We start from the raw sequence: 19189 nt of genomic DNA, 5'->3' as shown, positions 1-19189 counted from the left end.
CCTTTGTATGTTCTATAAGACTCTAATTAGAGTATAGATTGATTTGTCTAAAATTATTAAACTTTAAAAGAATTAGGTAAGTTAGACTCAATTAATTGATGGCGCGGGTAATAATTTCTAAGCGGTTGGCAAAATAATTGACCAAGAAACAATAAAAGACCAATCAAATCGGCTACCCCACCTGGACTAATCCCAGACTCGGAAAAAAGTCGATGGATTTCCAAAGCCTTCTGTCTTTGTGCTGGCAAACTATCTTTAACTGATAGCTCTCTGATTTTGGATTTTGCATAATCTAAGCCAGGTTTTCCTTTTTTATAAAGAATATTTGTATCATCCATATTCTGTAAAAGTGCCACATAAGCAAATAAGCAAGCGGTATCCAGGGATTGAGTATCTATAAAAAGTGCAATGAAATCGGGAAGTAAATGAAAAATTAAATCATAACCACGTATTGCCATTTGCCTGGCATCAATTACTTTGTATTGTCGACGTACAATGGCCCCATGACTTTCTGGATTTCCTTCATGATGTTGTAAATGCTTTGGCCAATCATTCAGTAACTGTAGATGCACATCAGCTGGTGTAAAACATTTCTTTTCTTGAGCTAAACGAATCACTGAGACACAGGCAATACCCAAAGCAAAAATAGCACCACGATGTGTATTTACTCCCCAAGTTTTTTTTAGCATGCGCTCTTCCGCCTCAATCGCAATGTGTTTTAATTCTTCAAAAGAACGGGTGACTAATCCCTTTTTTGTGATGTGATAAAAATAATGACGCAAGGTAAAAAGACTGCGATAAAACGTATCGCCGTTCATATCGTGATGGGCACCGGCATCCACAAAACTGACTAATCCTGGTTTTGGGTATGCTTTCACTTCAAAATAAAGTGCTCTAACCGCCATTTTGGCGAGTGCTCTTTCACAGCATGGTGTAGTATTCATAAAGTTCAGTTCTTGATAATAACGCAACTTGGTCTTTACTCTTACACAACAGTTTTTTTGCCGATAAATCGAGTAATTCTTTAATTGGAATATCACCAAAATGAGGAAAACGTACCTCTCCATCTATCGTTCGATTAAATTTTTTGGTTAATGCCTGAATTGTTTCATGTAAATCACTCCAAGAATATCCTTGATAATAGATAAGTAAATCAAGATCTGAAGTGTGGTTAACAAAAGAGTATCCAGATAAATAATGAAATAAAAATGAGCCATAAACAGCGATATCTGAAACGGGATATAAATTAGTAATACGCTGTAAATCGGTAATCTGATAATACCGTGAGAAAAATTCATGCATCTCAATAAGTTGAGGAAGCGGCTTTTGTGTTTGCACAAAGGATGGAGCGACTTGCAAACCAATCCGATGCTTTTGATTATCATGCAACAGAGTTAAGCCTAAATTAATTGTTTCTTGACCGGCAAATTGTTTGGCATAAATACAAGGCAGTCCTTGTGCAAGCCAAAGAGCAGTCTTTTCGGCAATCATTTTCTGATCCTCATGACATGACCTAATCACAAAATCAGCATGGGGATTAAGATAAATTAAATGATGCCGTTGTGCATTCATAAGTGATTGGCTACCTTATTGATAATCGAGAAAGCAAGCTTTCTGCCCCCTCGCTCACTACCCAAGAGTGCCCGCTCGTCCTTTGTATTATTTTTTTGGATCGCTAAATTAATTTTTTCAGCCAATTCAGATGGATTTACTATCTCATGTATCCCACCCAATTCATAAAAATTTTGCACTCCTGGGGCGAAAACTGGGAATGTTTTACTAAGTTCCTTGAGAGTATCTAATTCTATTTTGGTTACTTTTGCAATGCCTTCCAACCACATCACCGCTAAGGCTGCATCCGGCAAGGCTAAAATGGTATCTGCAGTCAAACCATAAGCAATAAAAGCTCCTCCTAATGCTTGGTTATAAACCAGAGATATCAACGCATTCCCTTGTTGGCGTAGACACTCCAAACATTCAAGTAAATGACCAAAATATTGTTGCATCCCCAGCCATTCATCGCGCATGGTTAACTGCTGTCCAGCAACATCAACTAAAAGCAAAACAGGATCTTTTGATTGACGCTCAAGAATATCAATGACATGCTGAGCCATAATCAAGGCTTGCTCTGCACCCAAAAATGTTGATTCCTTGACTCCAAGAATGTGAAGCGGCTGATTCTTCAACGTCGCATGCCCATAAATAACGGATTGGTTTTCTGTCAACTTAATATCCTGAGAAAATATCTGTTTGAGAAGGCCCTTTAATGCGATCATTTCTTATTCCTTGTGTATTATCGCCAACTTAATACCCTTGTCGCTAATCGGGGCTACCAAACACCCGGGCGACAAGTCATCCGACTACGATTTTATATCTCTTGCTGCCTGTAAAAAGGTTTGCTCGTCCATATCAAAAAGCGTTGCAGCATACTTTGGCGCAACGTGGCTGAGATAAGCCCCCTCCTCTTGATATCCTTGCGTTTCTAGAAAGCGTTTTTTTAACAAAGCCTGTTTTTGTTTCACAGAGTTAAGATCCAGCGGCACATTCTTCTCAAGAGCAGCAAGCAATTGAGCACGTACCGCTGCAACATTTGAACCTACATAGCTTTGAGCAATATCCTGTAAATAGCGGGTTTTTCCGCCATATACACGCCAAACCAAAGCTCTATCCTGTGAATTAAAAGCATTGGCACCTGCTACCGCTTGAATCACCTCGGGGCCAGATACGCCAATACGCCCGATTTCATTAATGATGAGATAATCCAGACAAGCAGAAATAATTCCCATGCCGCCAAAAGCACCGTTTCTACCACAAATAACCCCTATAGTGGTTATTCCATGAAGTCTTGCCTCAAAAATAGAGCGAATTGTTTCCGAAATTGCAATTTCGCCAGCATTGGCTTCGTGCAAACGTACACCACCACTATCAATAAGAAGGATCACCGCCTTAGTCTGAGTTGCAATGGCAGCCTTGAATAAACCAGTAAGCTTCGCCCCATGAATTTCGCCCACGGCACCGCCCATAAAATCTTTTTGTTGCGCAGCAACAAGCACTTTATTTTTTTGTAGCAGAGCAGAACCTATGACAAGGCCATCGTCTGATTCACCCGGTAAATTTAAAGCCGCCAAGTAGGGACTGTATAGCTTTTCATCGGCAAGCCACTCCGTGAACGAGTCTTCATCAAATAGAACCTGGATTCGTTCTCGAGCATCAAGCTCTTCATAATTTGTTCCTATTTTGTAATTGCCTTGAAACTCTTCCAACGCTTGCCCTAAACGTAATAAAACAACGGCTGGAGTTGCTCCATTATCATTGATGGTAAATTGCAAACCAACAGGCTGGTGTTGATTCACAAAATCCCCAATAACCATTTTCCAAACGGGTTTATAATGTTCAATTGCCGTCTGGATAGTAAAAATTGTTTCTGGAGTCGTATTGGTTTCAATAATAACTTCTAGATTACCGGAGCCAACCACGCCACAAACTGTTTTTTTACCTTGAAGACGTGCACCAGAAAGTGTAAAACGAAATTCCATCTGTTCCATATTTTTGCCCTACCAATTTCTAAATTTTACAGGCGGTTCATATAAACCCTTAGAGCACACAACCAGATCACGAATTGATTTGGCCGCCAATAAATCTCGAGTTGCATCGGAAACTTTAATTCCCAAATCTTCCGGGCGTATTATTACTCCTCGATGTCGTAACTCTTCAACCTTCATCCGATCGCGCATTACTCCCACTTCAGTATATCCGGCAATACCGCGAATGGCTTGTTCGCGCTCCTCAAGAGTTTGGCACATCAGGAGATTAGCAATTCCCTCTTCAGTCACTACATGACTTACATCGTCTCCATAAATCATTACTGCAGGCAAATCAGCATTCATCGATTTTTGTAAAGCCCAAGCATCCAATTTTTCCACAAAGGTGGGTTGTGTTGCACTCTGAAACGTTTCTACCATTTGAATCACCAATTTTCTTCCTCGAGGCATTTTAGTTCCCAGTGCTTGGCTGCGTTCTTGCCCTGCCTTCAACCAAGCATAAGAAGAATGGCGTCGACCAGGAGCATCACAACCCATATTAGGGGCGCCACCAAAACCTGCTATACGTCCCTCAACTGCTGTAGAACTATTTCCCTCAAGATCCATCTGCAAGGTTGCACCGATAAAAACATCACACGCATAATGCCCAGCTAACTGGCCTAACATGCGATTCGAACGGAGTTCTCCTTCTTTACCGGTGAAAAAAATATCGGGACGAGCCGCAGCATAGCGGTTCATGCCCACTTCTCCTCCAAACGGATATATTGTTTTCACAAATCCCGCTTCTATGGCAGGGATCAAAGTAGGTAAAGGATTAACCACCCAGTGCTGGCATATTTTTCCCTTTAAGCCCAATGATTCACCATAGGTGGGTAAAAGCAACTCAATAGCACAGGTATTAAATCCTACGCCATGATTTAAGATATTCACTTGATAAGGTGCATATATCCCTTTGATGACCATCATCGCCATTAATATTTTGACTTCATCAATTTGCGCAGGATCACGGGTAAACAGTGGTTCGATATAAGCTATTTGCGGACCTTGAACAATCACATCAACCCAATCTCCAGGGATATCAACCCGGGGTAGGTGCTCAACAACTTCATTGACTTGCACCACAACCACACCGTTTTTAAAATTAGTCGCCTCTATAAGCGCTGGTGTTTCCTCTGTATTCGCTCCTGTAAATAAATTCCCCTGTCTGTCTGCCTTATCAGCCATTAATAAACACACATTAGGTGTCAAATCTGCAACTAATCGCCCAAAGAGTTCATTGTAGGTATGAATATTACCTATCTCAATTTTTTTATCGTACACCATTTTAGCAAGTCGCACGGATTGCGGACCAGAATAAGAAAAATCAATTCGATTGGCGATTCCTTTTTCAAAGACATCAAGGTGTTCTGGCAGGGCAATTGCTGATTGGATCATATGCAAGTGATTGACTTCTGCAGGATTTAGCTGAGCCATTGCCGTAGCCAAAAAACTCGCTTGTTTTTGGTTATCGCCTTCAATGCATACTCGGTCTCCTGAGCGTATGAGCAAAGAAAGCACGGAGACTAAATCGTGCGCCTCAACAAATTTGTTGTCTTTAAGATAAGATTTAATCTTGGACAGACGCTTTAAATATTCTTTTTTATTCTGGTCCCACATTGTTGCTTCCTGCGTTATTATTTTTTGAATTGATGCCTTAGGAACTTCTAAAGGTTGGGTTTTAGAAGTTCCTCGGGTCTCATTAGTGCAACTTGAGTCGCGGCTTCACTCTGCGACTTAAAATATTGGACAAGGTCAGCAAGAAAACTCGCCACCCACCATATAATGCCATTTGATGTTGCTTATATAAAGATAAATAAAATAAACGGGCTAACTTGCCTTCTATCATGAATCGATTGGTAATTTTACCCATTAAATTACCAATGACATGATGACTTAAAGTCACTAAAGAACCATGATCACGATAATGATAAACAGGTAAAGGCTTCCCTTCTAAATATTTATCCAAATTTTTATATAAAAACAATGCTTGTTGATGGGCTGCTTGCGCACGAGGAGGAACCGTTTTATCTAAATGGGTTTGTGGGCAGCTCGCACAATCACCCAGAACAAAAATAGAATCATCAAGGGTTGTTTGTAAGGTTTGCTTCACTACAAGCTGACTCATATGATTCACCTCCAAGCCATCCATGTGCTGCAAAAAATCTGGGGCTTTAATACCAGCAGTCCAAACCACCAGATCGGCCGGAATAAATTGGGTTGACTTAGTATGCAAACCACGTTCGGTCACTTTATCAACTTGCTCGTTGACACAAATTTTTACTCCCATGCGCGTTAATTCCGCAGATACTTTTTCTGAGAGTTCTTCTGGAAGTGCGGTCAATAATCTGCTTGCCGCTTCAATCAGGGTAAACGAAACAACGTCAGGCTGAATACCGATGCCATAATTTATAATTTCATGGATTGTGTTATTTAATTCTGCGATGAGTTCAATTCCAGTAGCACCACCTCCCACCACCACGAGATGAAATGGACCTTGCTGTGGCTGCTGGGAAAGACGCATGAAACGGTTTAATAATTCGCGATGAAAATAGGCTGCCTGGTCTATGTTATCTAAAAACAAACAATGCTCGCGAACCCCAGGAATATTGAAATCATTCGCGACACTTCCCACCGCAATAAATAAAATATCGTATGAAACGGCTCGTTTAGGCAAAACTTCTTGCTCGTGACTGAAAAAAGGGGACAAATAAATCTCTTTTTTGCTTCGATTTAGACCTTCAAGAGCTCCTAAAACAAAATGAAAATGATGAGTCGCTGCATAAGCAAGATAATCAATTTCGTTTTCATTGGTAAACAAGCTACCTGCGGCAACTTCATGCAATAACGGTTTCCAAATATGAGTGGGTGAGCAATCTACTAAAGTAATGGACGCTTTACCTGCTTTTCCGAATTTATTCCCCAATAAAGCAGCTAATTCCATACCTCCTGCACCACCACCTACAATAACAATGTTTGGTACTTTATTTGCCATAAGAATTCTTCCATGAAATAAATTATTATTATAGTAAGCTTTAAATAACTCCTCTTTCAATTTCCGTAAACGTATGTGTTCATTGAGAAAGCTGTTGCCAACCTACGTCAATCACTTGTAGCGCCGAGAATGACCATTTTTCCTGTTTACTCACTGTGAAACTGACACTCATGCAAAGGGATGATTTTTGTTTTTTTCATCCACTTATGGCCTAACCAGATCATAAGAAAAAGGGGTACTCCGATGTACGAAATCAACAAGCCATACCAATCAATGGGGGTCGCCATCAAGGCAGTATAATTCTGCCCGCCAATCACGATGAGGCATACGCCAAAAGCAAACAAGGGTCCAAAAGGATACCCCTTGGCCAAATAAGGCAGCTTGGCGAGATCTTTTCCTTGATGCAAATAGGCTTTGCGAAAGCGATAATGACTTAGTGCTATTCCCATCCAGGCAATAAAACCGGAAAGGCTTGTTGCATTGAGTAACCAAAAATAAACCGTCCCGTTGCCAAATATAGAGGATAAAAAAGCCAACATGGCAACCGCACTGGTTAAGGCTAAAGCATAAACCGGTATCCCTCTTTGGTTGACCACAGAAAAAATTCGGGGAACATGTCCCTCCTTAGCTAAATACCAAAGCATTCGACTACCGACATACATACTTGAATTAGCGGTCGATATAATGGCAATAAGAATCACTGCATTCATAATCATTGCTGCAAACGCTTTATTGTATTGTTGGAACACTAGGGTAAAAGGGCTCATTACCACATCAGAACTGCTCAACTGTGATGAGGTGTAGGGAATTAAAAGACTAATAACAAAAAGTGATAAAACAAAGAAAATTAATATCCGCCAAAAGACCATTTTTATAGCTTTGGGAATCGTTTTATCAGGATGTACACTCTCCCCTGCAGCTACCCCGATAAGTTCCGTTCCTTGAAAAGAAAAGCCCGCTGCGACAAAAGCACCAAGAATACCAATCCATCCGCTATGAAATGGGGCATCACCAATGCGCCAATTTTGGAAACCACCTGCTTGATACTCTGTAAAACCAAAAACCAAGAAAAATCCAGTTATAATGAACAAAATAACCACAGAAATTTTAATCAATGAAAGCCAATACTCCATCTCGCCGAATGCTTTAGTTGAGATTGCATTAAATCCCATAATCAATAAGAGAAAAATAGAACACCAAAGCAAAGATGAACTCTCAGGAAACCAAAAATGCATGATTAATGCAGAGGCAGAAATTTCTGATGCAATGTAAATAGCGCAGCTATACCAATAATTCCATCCCAGTGCATACCCTAAAGAAGGATCAAAAAAACGGGCTGCATACACATAAAATGCCCCACTAGTAGGTATAAATGCTGCCATTTCACCAAGGCTGGTCATCAAAAAATAGACCATAACACCCATAATCAAATAGGCAAGCAAGGTACCACCAGGCCCAGCCAAGGATAAAGCATTGCCACTCGCTAAGAAAATACCCGTTCCAATAGAACCACCCAAGGTGATCATTCCCAATACACGCGCATTGAGCTTTCGCTGGAGCGACGGTTCGGAGGTTAAATCATGCATCATTCAATCCTTGAATCTAGAAAAAGAGAAGGTTCTCAAGCTAGCATTAATTCGCTTTACGTCCTGCGAAACATTTACTCTTAATGATTTTATTGATTAATCATTAAGAAACTCACAAAGCAAACGTTGAAAATGGTGGGTTCCTTGTTCTTTTGTGGGTGAAAATCGACCGGACTCGTAAAAACGCGAACGGATTCCCCGTTGCACCGACTCGACGACTGCTTCATCTTCACGTTCCACTTTATCCAAATCACCCCCAGCTCCTTTACCTAACTTGGACTCATCAAGAACGTAGGTTAAGAATGACACTTTAGTTAATTCAGGTCCTAAGGGCTTTACTACATTTACAGAGCATCCCCATGGATAGAAGTTAAGCATTGTATTTGGGAAAATCCAATAATAATAAGCCGCTACTTGTTTCCCGTAATCAGGGGAATCTTTAGGCAAATCAAAACGTTCTTCACCGTGACTGGCTAGGGCCAATTGCAAATTGCAATAACGATAAAGCTCTGTGGTATAAGTAGTACAATCAATCACTTTTCTTAATGAATGATGGACAAAGGGGATATGTAAAGCTTCAAGATAATTTTCGCAATACAATGCCCAATGCGCTTTAACTAAATAATCACGGGAACGATTGCTATCAAGACGCATTTTTTCCATGGGTAACCAAAAAAGACGTTCTTTAATCTCTGCAAAAACCTCCCTAAACGACATTTGCGGCGCCAACGAAGCAAAGAGAAAGGGCTCAAGACAATCCAATGGGATTTGCGGCAAGTTGTCCTTTTGAGTTGGAAAGTTGCAGGTTTTCTCAAACTCAGGCATATGCAAAAGGTCTCCACTAAGGTTAAACCTGCGGCCATGATAGGAGCATTTAATTTTCTCGGCAGAACAAGGCGCCTCAATCAAGATATTACCTCTATGGGTACATACATTACTCAGACAACGGAACCGGTCTTGTTCATCATGTACCAATAACAAAGGCTCATCCAACAATCCAGGCAATAAGGTAAAAGGTACCAGCTGTCCCTCTAAGCGCAAACTTTCAGTGCTGCAACAAAACTGCCAAGTCCTGGAAAATATTTTTTCTTTTGCTTGTTCGAAACATTCTAGCGACGTATAAAAGTGCGCAGGTAAGGTAGAGGCTTGTGCAATATCAGGATCTACGTAAAACTTATTCATGATCAAACTTCCTTATAAATATTCCTATCTTTATACTTATTATTGAAAAATTGTTTGGGCCGATACGATAAGTACAAGCAGCCTCTTTGTCATTCCCACAAAGATTCGAGATAACCTCTGATTTTTCAATAAAGCCTTACTGATTGGGCAAAGCACTTTGGCGATATTAAAACACCAATCACTTTGGTTATCCATATCTTGCATTATCGTAACCAATCACTGCTGACAAAAACTGTCAGCACTATCTTTTAAACTCATATCTCCGTTAAATCACAAGGAGTTTATTATGCATCTTGATCCCAATTTAGTAATTTTTTACGTCGATAATCCTTTAGTCAGTGCACCTTTTTATGAGAGGATACTTAAGAGTCAACCGATTCAATCATCCCCTACTTTTGTCATGTTTGTATTGAAAGCAGGCATGCGTCTTGGCTTATGGTCGAAACACGCGGTTGAACCCCATGCCACTCTTTTTGGAGGTGGAAATGAGCTTTCACTGCAAGTGCACGATGATTGTGCAATTGATGAGCTTTATTCTCTCTGGAAAACACAAGGAATCCAGATTGCCCAAATGCCAACAATGATGGATTTTGGTTATACTTTCGTGGCACTTGATCCAGATAATCATAGGATTCGCATTGTCTCTTTGAATCCTCAGCTCAAAGCTGCTTAATTACTCAAATCACCTCTCCCACAAATGGGAGAGGTAGGGGTGGGGTACAAACCGGGTAGACTGGTAACACTTTAAACCGGGATGATAGGTAACACTATTCTAGGAGAAAAAGGTGTTACCAATGAATTGGCTGAATACAAAGGCTGAAATAGAGAAATTAAAATTTATTGGAGATTGGTTAAAAGGAGAATTTAGTTTTAGCGAGTTGTGTAAGCGTTATGGAGTGAGTCGAAAAACAGGCTATAAACTAATAAATCGCTATAAAGCAGAGGGAGAGGCTGCGTTGAAACCAAAATCCCATGCAAGGCATCACCATCCAAATGGAACACCTTATGAGAAGCAACGACGATTAATTGAGTTGAAATATCGTTATCCTAAATGGGGCCCGGACAAATTAAGAGATTGGTTATTAATTAATGAGTCCGAAGAAGTGTGGCCGGCAGTAAGTACTATAGGAGATATTTTAAAGAAGCATGGTTTAGTTAAGCCGAGGAAATACAGGAGGCGCGTATCAGCGTGTACAGAACCATTTAGGGAATGCAACGATTCAAATCATACCTGGAGTGCTGACTTTAAAGGACAATTTAAGGTAGGTGGCACCTATTGTTATCCACTGACGATAACGGACAATCACAGTCGTTTCTTATTGTTATGCAAAGGATTAGTTGGTCCTCGACAAAAAGAAACAAAAGAAGGATTTAGGCAGGCATTTATTGAGTATGGTCTTCCCGATGTAATTAGAACCGATAATGGACAACCTTTCGCTGGAATGGGGATTGGTGCCTTAACAACACTTTCAATCTGGTGGTTAAAACTCGGGATAATGCCTGAGCGCATTGAACCAGGTCATCCAGAACAAAACGGAAGACACGAAAGAATGCATAGAACTTTAAAAGAAGCGGTGGCTTCACCTCCAAAATTAAATTTTGAGGAACAACAACACTGTTTTGATGCATTTAGAAATGAATATAATCAAGAACGACCTCACCAAGCACTTGATGGAAAAAGACCTGCAGATATCTATCGCGCTTCATCAAGAAGTTTACCCAATAAACTCCCAGAAGTCAGTTACCCTTGTAATTATGAAGTGCGGAAAGTGAGAACCAACGGTGAGATAAAATGGTTTGGTAAAAAATATTATGTTTCTGAATTACTAAGAGGAGAACTTGTCGGCTTGCAAATCATTGATGATGGAAGAGCCTCTTTATTCTTCTCGAAACTAAAACTAGGGATGATTGATGTGAGACAGAATAAAATTTCTAGGCCCTAAAATTTTAATCTGTTACCTATCATCCCGGTTTAAAGTGTTACCCATCATTCCGGTTGCACATGGGGTGAGGGCATCGCTCATCCGCCCTAGGGCACTTCTACCCCATGGGCAGAAGGGAAATTTTCTTACCCGTCCAATCATGCTCCAGCTGCAATAAAACCTCAAATAAATTATGATTAGCTCATTGAATAAATGATTAAGGGGCTACAATGAATGTATTGGTTACTGGTGCATCAGGTTTTATTGCCTCTCACATTGTAACGGATCTGATTGCGTCTGGGCATGCGGTCACTTGTTGTGTACGCGATGTGGCGTTCACCCAAAAATTGTTTCCCACGGCACGGGTTATAGCTTGTGATTTTATCCATGATCAATCCATCAGTCTCTGGGTCGAACGTTTGCAGCAAATTGATCTCGTGATTAATTGTGTAGGAATTCTCTACCATCCTAATAACAAAATAATATGGTCAATTCATTATGAGACACCGAAAATCTTATTTGATGCATGCGTCCAGGTCGGGGTCAAAAAGATTATTCAAATCTCAGCTCTTGGCATTGAGACATCTGATGTCGCCTATGCTCAAAGTAAAAAAGCAGCTGATGACTATTTACTTTCCCTTCCTATTCCATCAATTATTCTACGCCCATCCCTAGTGTATGGACGTGGTTCTTATGGCGGTTCCTCTTTATTTCGTGGTCTTTGCGGATTACCTTGGATTACCCCTGTACCCGGGCAAGGAAGGCAGGAGTTTCAACCCATTCATGTTGAAGACTTATCTAAAGCCACCATCAAACTCGTAGAACTCCCTGCAGGTCCAAATTTGCTATTACACGCGGTAAGCGCCAAACGGATTAGCTTAAGTAATATCCTGTATCACCTGCGTGCATGGCTAGGTTTTGCAACATCAAAATTGCTTTTTGTCCCTGAAAAACTTATCCAGCTTGCATCGTTTATTGGCGATTTAATCCCCTATTCCATTTTAAATACTAACTCTTATAAGCTACTTGTGCAAAACAGCATCACAAGCCCTGAAGAGGCCCAAACATTTCAAGATAAAATTGGTTTTACTCCTCAAGAATTCCCTGAGGGAATGTATCGTCATCCTAGTTCTATTCAAGATCGTTGGCATGCACGACTTTATTTTCTTAAACCATTATTAAGGTTGAGTATTGCGTTTATTTGGTTATTTACTGCAATTAGTTGCCTTTTTTTCTACCCCAAAGCGGCTTCCTATGGACTTTTGGCCCAAATTGGAGTGAACCCGTTCTGGCAACCTATTTTATTTTATGGGGCCTGCATCCTGGATGCAGTTATCGGCCTAGCTGTATTGAGTAGCAATCGCTTAAAAAAAATCACTCTGGTACAAATGGTAATTATTTTAGGTTATAGTGCTTTATTAACCTGGAAACTTCCTAATCTATGGTTTGAACCGTTTGCGCCTTTAGCGAAAAATATTCCACTTTTGGCTGCGATCTTAGTTTATTTAGCCCTGGAGTCCGATCGATAATGCTCTATTTTTGGCTCAAATTTATTCATGTTATCAGCTCGACTATTCTCTTTGGAACGGGTATAGGAACTGCCTGTACTATGTTGTATGGACATCAAACAGGAAAAACCGAAGTGATTGCTGCTACAACACGCTATGTCGTGCTTGCTGATTGGATTTTTACTGGAACCTCTGGTTTTATTCAACCGCTTACCGGGTTTTGGATGGTCTATTTAGCAGGTTATGCATGGACCTCATTATGGGTGATGGGATCAATTATTGGTTATTTAATTGCTGCTTTTTGTTGGTTTCCTGTAGTATATCTTCAGATTAAGATGCGCGATTTTGCTGTGGAGGCGGCACAAAATAATATGCCTTTACCTCCGATCTATTTTCGTTATTTTAAATATTGGTTTTGCTTAGGTTGGCCAGCCTTTATTAGTTTGATTATTGTTTTTTACCTAATGACCAACAAACCTGCCAGTTTTTAATATGTATTCTAGCGTCACCCCGAGTGCAACCAGAATCTCCCTAGTTCCACCGTGCCACAAGCATGGAGGTCCCTCATGTAGCTCGGAATGACGGTAAATTACGCCTGATTACTCCTCTACAGTAATATCAATTTTTTTCTCAACCGCCATTTCCTTTTTAGGAATTGAAATTTCCAAAACGCCTTGTTTGTATTTAGCGCTTATTTTTGCGTCATCAGCAGTTTGCGGTAAGCTAAAGCGACGGTAAAAATGACCTTGAGAACGCTCCATACGTGTATAGTCATCTTTGTTTTCTGTTTTCTCAAAGTAACGCTCTCCACGAAGGGTTAAGATATTATGCTCTAAAGATATTTGTATGTCCTCTTTATTCACTCCAGGAATGTCTGCAAGTACTAAGAAGCGATCTTTTTCTTCTTTAATATCTACAGGAGGCGCCCATGTACTGGTATCAACAATTGAAGAGTCTGATTGGTGCCCTCTGAAAAAATTGTCTAATAAGGATCCAATTTCATTGTATACAGGAAAATAATCACGTCTTACGATACTCATCACTTTCTCCTAATTGTTATTTGACATATCCAAAAAATAGAGGCGTTTTATTAAATTTCAAGGGGTATTGAATAGTTATTTTTACAAACACGTGTACTCGATGCGCGATTAAGTTTATTATCCATAAAAGGACGGTTTCTAATTAAAAATGGAGAATGACGATGCAGTATCTGATACGAATTTTAATATTGGGTTTTATTTGTGTTTCAACAAGCTTTGCCAATTCATCAGAAACGCCTATTTTAGGTAAAACAATATCTCAAGAAAAACAACAACAGATGACACCGAAACAAGCCCTGCAACGCTTGAAAGAGGGAAACCAACGCTTTTTAACCAACACCCAAGTAACCAGAGATTATTTAAAGCAAGCACATCAATCCTCCTATGGTCAATACCCATTTGCAGTAGTGCTCAATTGCATGGATTCACGCAGTGTTCCTGAATTATTTTTTGATCAAGGATTGGCTGATTTATTTACTTTACGCGTTGCTGGAAACGTACTCAATGACGATATTCTTGGCAGTATGGAGTTTGCAACTAAAGTAACGGGTTCTCGCCTCATTGTAGTCTTGGCGCACACTTCATGTGGCGCGGTGGCTGGCGCATGTAGTGGAGTACAACTAGGACATCTCACTGATGTTTTAGACAAAATTAAGCCCGTTGTGAACGAAAGTATGGAAGAACAAAAAACAAAAAATTGTGCTGATCCCAAATTAATCGATGCAATCGCTAAAGCCAATGCGTTAAGAATCGTTAGGGAAATACAAAATAGAAGTCCAATAATTAACGATTTAATTAGTAAAAAACAAATTGGAATTGTAGCTGGATTACATGATATCAAGACAGGTAAAGTAGAGTTTTTTGAAGAAGAACGTTCTGTTCCTCATTAAGAAATGTTTTGTAACCAGGGTAAAGCGTAGCAAGCCCTGGATTCCGAGGTCACGAGAGATCTCCTCTCGTGACTCTGTGTCAGGGCATGGAGATCCTTGCTATGCCCTGAATGACGGAGTTACCCTGCGACACCACATTAGGACATTTTCTTCTTTAATGTCTCCATTAAAATATCTTCAAAGTGTTCTTTATTGATTGAAGTACAGACTCGCACCGTATTACCCTTTTTATCCACTACTGTAGTCCCCGAGCGCTCCTCTGGATTTAATACCACCCGCAATTTTTTATAATGGGATTTAACAATTGAATTATCATAGGCTACTACTGCAGAAAGTACATCCCAAAAATACCACTTATGCTCAAAGATTTCCGCCTCATTACGATGAAAAAGTTCATAGAAAAAATGATTGGCCAGATTCGTTTGGTTTTGTTTCAATTTTTCATAAAAAGCCGTTGTTACCGGAACCTGATTCGTCACATCCAGGCCAACCAGGGTAATAGGGATGCCTGACCGAAATACTTTATCTGCAGCATAAGGATCAATATAAATATTCCATTCTGCAGTGGTATTTTTAATTGAGTGATCCACTTCCACCAAATTCCCTGGGCTATCCACTGCTCCCCCCATAATATAAATCATTTTAATTTTATTTTTTATTTCTGGGATTTTGGCCACAAGCTCACCCAGATTGGTTAACGGACCAATTGCTAAAATCTCAACAGGCTCTTTTGCGTTTTTTAAAGTAGATTCCAACAATTGTATTGCATTCTGGGTTGGCACCACCTTAACTTTCGGCAGTAACTCTGCAGCACCTACTAAATTATCAGCAAGTTTCCGTAACCAATCAGGAAATTGATGCGTTCCAGTCATTGGGTTATTACGCCCACAGGCTAGTGGAATTTTTTCATGATGCATTAAGGCCAGCAATCCAGCGACATTGCTTAATCCTGAAGCACAATGAGACTCGCCAGTACCCACTATGGTTATCGCCTTAATATCGATGTCTTTTTGTGCTAACAAATAAAGGATTGCCAATTCATCATCCACCCCCACATCCGTATCAATAATAAAAGGCCTCATTGCATTTGCTAAAGACAACAAACAAAATAAACTGAAAAAAAGAAAAGCTTTTACTGCCAAATTCACAATGATACCTCCGTTTCTGCATCAAGTTTTTTAATAGTTAGTAGGGCGATACAACACAGAATTGCACTCACCATTAGATAAAAGCTGGGGGCAAGATTCGTGTTCAATTTTTCGATTAAATAAGTAGCAATAAAAGGGGTTAAACCTCCGAAAAAAGCAAATGCAAGATTATAAGAAATAGCAATCCCGGTATATCGAATAGAGACCGGGAATAATTCAACCAGCAAGCTGGGATAAACCATAATAAACTACTCAAAATAGCAAAAATGGCTAAAGCAATAGACAGTGATACTGTAGTTTGCCTGGCTAAAATAATAAATAAGAGATGACTTAATAAAATAAAACCAATCGCACCAACTAAAAGAACTAACTTACGCCCCACTCGAGCACTATACCAGCAAAAAAATACCAGTAATAAAGAAAAGAAACCCAGATTAATCGTATTGAATAAGGTCGCTTGCTGTTTCTGATAAGCAAGGATCGTTGAAAGATATGTGGGCATATATAAGAACAATAAATTAATCATCACGGAACCCAAGCAGGTTAAACCGATACCTTGTAAAATCTTTCGCCAGTATAAGGTAATTGCTTCAATAAAAGGAATTCGCCTATTCTCGGTTGAATTCTTAAATGCGAGGAATAAGGGACTTTCGGCCAACCGTTTACGAATGTAGAAACTGAATAGGCCAAGCAGTCCACCCAATATAAAGGGGATGCGCCAACCGAAGTTTAGCAATTGAGCATTTGAAAGTTGATTCGTGAGGATTAAACTAATCAAAGCCCCTAGAAAAATACCTAAATTAAGAAAAGAAAAAATCACACCGCAAGCCAGTGCTCGAGAACGAGGATTCACATGTTCACAAGCAAAAGTTAATGCCCCAGGAATTTCACCTCCAATTGATAATCCTTGCAATAAACGCAAAAAAATCAAAAGAATACTCGAAAGTATTCCTATGTGCTGATATGTGGGTAAAAAGCCAATAAGGACCGTTGGAACAGCCATCAGGATAACTGAGAAAATAAAAGTTTTCTTACGGCCGTATTTGTCTCCAAAATGGCTAAAGGCAATTCCGCCTAGGGGACGGATTAAATAACCAATTGCAAAAACGGCATACACACTCATCAGAGAAGCCAATGGGTCCGTTTCTGGGAAAAAAACTTGGCTGATTATCGGTGCAAAAATAACGTAAATGACAAAATCATAAAATTCCAAAGCACCACCCAAAGAAGCAAGGAAAATAATTTTTCGCTCACTAGAACTTAATCTCAACTCATGCACTTACAAATCCTTTTTTTAGCAAAGCTGTAAAATATCACAACTTTGCATTACGCTCATGAATTATTTAAATTAAGTATTTGTCTTCATTTTATTTTTTGCAGCTTTGTTGAAAGAAACCTGTCTAGGTTAGGAAGTTTGCCCCCTCACCAGTAAACTCATCAAGAAATAGTTCTTTTTCTTAAAGTTTAGTATTATCAATGGAAGTAGCACATTTTTTCTGATTACCCATGAAAAATCATTCCATTTCTCAACAAATTATCCAGCGTGTTGAGGCGGCTATTACTCAGGATCAGATTGATGCTTATAAAAAGGACGGGGCCGTTTGTATTCGCCAAATTTTAAGTGCTGAAGAAATAGAATTACTTCGCGAAGGCATTGAACTCAACCTAAAATCACCTAGTCCTAGGGTTAAAATTGCAAGTAACAGTGATGATCCAGGACTATTTATTGAGGATTTTTGCACCTGGCAAACCAATCCTCATTACCAACAATTTATTTTTGCATCACCGATTAGTCTTATTGCGAAGAAACTCATGGGGAGTAAAAAAACTCGACTTTATCATGACCATCTTTTAGTCAAAGAACCAGGTACTCGACAAAGAACTCCCTGGCACCAAGATCAGCCTTATTACAACATTGAAGGAAGACAAAATTGCAGTTTATGGATACCTGTTGATCCCGTGCCACGGAATTCCACTTTAGAGTTCGTTGCGGGTTCTCATGTAGGACCTTGGCTTATGCCTCGTTCTTTTATGGATAATCAAGCAAAATGGTTTCCTGAGGGAAGCCTCGCTGAGCTGCCTGATATTGATGCAAAACCTGAAGATTATCCTATTATCGGTTGGACAATAAGCCCTGGTGATGTGGTTTGCTTTCATATGCTGACGCTTCATTCTGCAAACGGAGTGAATTATAATCAACGAAGAAGAGTGTTTTCGGTTCGTTTTCTTGGTGATGATATAACTCATGCCCCTAGAAAATGGGTTACCTCGCCTGATTTCCCAGGTTTGGTCGAACAACTTCCAGCAGGTGCCCCCATGGATCACCCTTTATTTCCCATAATTTGGGAATAGAGATCAGCAATTATGGAAACAGATCCTAATCGTTCAACAAAAAAAAATTCTGTTTTTTTTCTTAAAAATAAGCAATACTTCTTTCTGAATAAATCGTGGTAAAACCTATGGTGAAAATAAGACCTTTTCTTAAATGGGCAGGTAGTAAATACAACTGCCTGGAAAAGATTATTCCCTTTCTTCCTCAGGGTAAACGTTTAATTGAGCCCTTTGCTGGTTCAGGCGTTGTTTTTATGAATGCGAATTATTCGTCCTATCTGTTGGCAGAAAGTAATCCTGATTTAATTCATCTTTATACCACCTTGCAACAACAAGGAGATGCTTTTATTCAGTTCTGCGAAAGCTATTTCAGACCTGAATTCAATCAGAAAGAAAAATATTATCAAATCAGAGCTGATTTTAATGACTCAGCTCATTCACCAAAAAAATCCGCACTTTTTCTTTACCTAAACCGGCATGGTTATAATGGATTATGTCGATATAATTCCAAAGGGTTTTATAATGTACCATTTGGGCTGTACAGTAAACCTTATTTCCCGCACAAGGAAATGCAGCTTTTTCACCATAAAAGCCAACACGCCGAATTCATCCATAATGACTTTAGAAAAACATTTGAATATGCAGAGCGAGGTGATGTCATTTATTGCGATCCGCCTTACGTACTACTCTCAGAGAAATCACACCATTTACCCTACACTAAAAAACTCTTTACCACAGAAGATCAAATAGAACTAACTGAGTTGGCTAAGGAAACAGCAGCAAAAGGTATACCAGTTATTTTGTCCAATCACGACACCGAATTTACTCGATACCACTATAGGAAAGCAGAAATCAAGAGTTTTCCCGTAGCACGTTTTATTAATTGCCAGGGCTCATTACGCCGACCGGTAAAAGAATTAATCGCTATATTTAATTGATATGTAGCCGAGAAATGCAACTCTGAACCTATTATCGTCATCCCGAGTGCAACTAGGGATGACGGAGATAC

Annotated in this window: 18 protein-coding genes; 7 read left to right on the top strand and 11 right to left on the bottom strand. The window is 39.7% G+C overall.

The annotated features are described in order from the left end of the window. Positions 1–56: 56 nt before the first annotated feature. The 8 genes from ACF8MK_RS09515 to ACF8MK_RS09480 form a co-directional block, all read right to left on the bottom strand. On the bottom strand, positions 57–944 hold the full coding sequence (locus ACF8MK_RS09515) for a triphosphoribosyl-dephospho-CoA synthase (RefSeq protein WP_392536445.1): 888 nt from the start codon (positions 942–944) through the stop codon (positions 57–59). Then, complete coding sequence (locus ACF8MK_RS09510) at positions 922–1572, bottom strand: phosphoribosyl-dephospho-CoA transferase MdcG domain-containing protein (RefSeq protein ID WP_392536444.1); 651 nt, start codon at positions 1570–1572, stop codon at positions 922–924. Before ACF8MK_RS09510 ends, ACF8MK_RS09515 begins: the two co-directional genes overlap by 23 nt. After that, complete coding sequence (locus tag ACF8MK_RS09505) at positions 1569–2276, bottom strand: biotin-independent malonate decarboxylase subunit gamma (RefSeq protein ID WP_392536443.1); 708 nt, start codon at positions 2274–2276, stop codon at positions 1569–1571. Before ACF8MK_RS09505 ends, ACF8MK_RS09510 begins: the two co-directional genes overlap by 4 nt. An 84-nt stretch (positions 2277–2360) precedes the next feature. Next, a complete protein-coding gene (locus ACF8MK_RS09500; protein WP_392536442.1) occupies positions 2361–3545 on the bottom strand; it encodes a biotin-independent malonate decarboxylase subunit beta in 1185 nt (394 codons plus the stop codon). A gap of 9 nt (positions 3546–3554) precedes the next feature. Beyond that, positions 3555–5198, bottom strand: a complete 1644-nt coding sequence (gene mdcA, locus ACF8MK_RS09495; RefSeq protein WP_392536441.1) for a malonate decarboxylase subunit alpha — start codon at positions 5196–5198, stop codon at positions 3555–3557. An 82-nt stretch (positions 5199–5280) separates the two neighbouring features. Next, positions 5281–6573 carry an NAD(P)/FAD-dependent oxidoreductase gene (locus tag ACF8MK_RS09490; RefSeq protein WP_392536440.1) on the bottom strand — a complete coding sequence of 431 codons (1293 nt, stop codon included), beginning with the start codon at positions 6571–6573 and terminating at the stop codon, positions 5281–5283. A gap of 146 nt (positions 6574–6719) precedes the next feature. Continuing rightward, positions 6720–8159 carry an amino acid permease gene (locus ACF8MK_RS09485; protein ID WP_392536439.1) on the bottom strand — a complete coding sequence of 480 codons (1440 nt, stop codon included), beginning with the start codon at positions 8157–8159 and terminating at the stop codon, positions 6720–6722. Between the two features lie 96 nt (positions 8160–8255). Further along, positions 8256–9341, bottom strand: coding sequence for an SRPBCC family protein (locus tag ACF8MK_RS09480; RefSeq protein WP_392536438.1), 1086 nt, complete (start codon positions 9339–9341; stop codon positions 8256–8258). Between the two features lie 286 nt (positions 9342–9627). On the opposite strand from ACF8MK_RS09480, the gene ACF8MK_RS09475 reads away from it, so the two are divergent. From ACF8MK_RS09475 to ACF8MK_RS09460, 4 genes are all read left to right on the top strand, one after another. Then, the gene (locus ACF8MK_RS09475) at positions 9628–10014 is read left to right on the top strand and encodes a VOC family protein (protein WP_392536437.1); all 387 of its coding nucleotides are present in this window, start codon (positions 9628–9630) and stop codon (positions 10012–10014) included. Positions 10015–10135: 121 nt separating this feature from the next. After that, positions 10136–11284, top strand: coding sequence for an integrase core domain-containing protein (locus ACF8MK_RS09470; protein WP_392536436.1), 1149 nt, complete (start codon positions 10136–10138; stop codon positions 11282–11284). A 209-nt stretch (positions 11285–11493) separates the two neighbouring features. After that, the gene (locus tag ACF8MK_RS09465; RefSeq protein WP_392536435.1) at positions 11494–12792 is read left to right on the top strand and encodes an NAD(P)H-binding protein; all 1299 of its coding nucleotides are present in this window, start codon (positions 11494–11496) and stop codon (positions 12790–12792) included. After that, positions 12792–13262, top strand: coding sequence for a DUF2269 family protein (locus tag ACF8MK_RS09460; protein ID WP_392536434.1), 471 nt, complete (start codon positions 12792–12794; stop codon positions 13260–13262). The genes ACF8MK_RS09465 and ACF8MK_RS09460 overlap by 1 nt, the downstream gene beginning before the upstream one ends. A 108-nt stretch (positions 13263–13370) precedes the next feature. On the opposite strand, the gene ACF8MK_RS09455 is transcribed toward ACF8MK_RS09460, so the two are convergent. Next, positions 13371–13811, bottom strand: coding sequence for an Hsp20/alpha crystallin family protein (locus ACF8MK_RS09455; RefSeq protein ID WP_028379819.1), 441 nt, complete (start codon positions 13809–13811; stop codon positions 13371–13373). Positions 13812–13972: 161 nt separating this feature from the next. On the opposite strand from ACF8MK_RS09455, the gene ACF8MK_RS09450 reads away from it, so the two are divergent. Then, positions 13973–14701: a carbonic anhydrase family protein gene (locus tag ACF8MK_RS09450; RefSeq protein ID WP_392536433.1), complete on the top strand. Its 729-nt coding sequence runs from the start codon at positions 13973–13975 to the stop codon at positions 14699–14701. Between the two features lie 137 nt (positions 14702–14838). Here the strand turns inward: ACF8MK_RS09450 and ACF8MK_RS09445 are convergent, their stop codons facing one another. Then, positions 14839–15849 carry a nucleoside hydrolase gene (locus ACF8MK_RS09445; RefSeq protein ID WP_392536432.1) on the bottom strand — a complete coding sequence of 337 codons (1011 nt, stop codon included), beginning with the start codon at positions 15847–15849 and terminating at the stop codon, positions 14839–14841. Positions 15850–15988: 139 nt separating this feature from the next. Further along, positions 15989–17128 carry an MFS transporter gene (locus ACF8MK_RS09440; protein ID WP_392536431.1) on the bottom strand — a complete coding sequence of 380 codons (1140 nt, stop codon included), beginning with the start codon at positions 17126–17128 and terminating at the stop codon, positions 15989–15991. A gap of 227 nt (positions 17129–17355) precedes the next feature. On the opposite strand from ACF8MK_RS09440, the gene ACF8MK_RS09435 reads away from it, so the two are divergent. Continuing rightward, positions 17356–18201 (top strand): phytanoyl-CoA dioxygenase family protein, encoded by an 846-nt coding sequence (locus ACF8MK_RS09435; RefSeq protein WP_392536430.1) that lies wholly within the window; start codon positions 17356–17358, stop codon positions 18199–18201. A gap of 107 nt (positions 18202–18308) precedes the next feature. Beyond that, positions 18309–19118 carry a DNA adenine methylase gene (locus ACF8MK_RS09430; RefSeq protein WP_392536429.1) on the top strand — a complete coding sequence of 270 codons (810 nt, stop codon included), beginning with the start codon at positions 18309–18311 and terminating at the stop codon, positions 19116–19118. The last annotated feature ends 71 nt before the right edge of the window (positions 19119–19189 follow it).

The sequence above is a fragment of the Legionella sp. 227 genome (genome assembly GCF_043161935.1).
GTDB lineage: Bacteria > Pseudomonadota > Gammaproteobacteria > Legionellales > Legionellaceae > Legionella > Legionella sheltonii.
The sequence above is the reverse complement of the archived record's forward strand: the minus strand, read 5'-3'. Positions and strand labels throughout refer to the sequence as shown.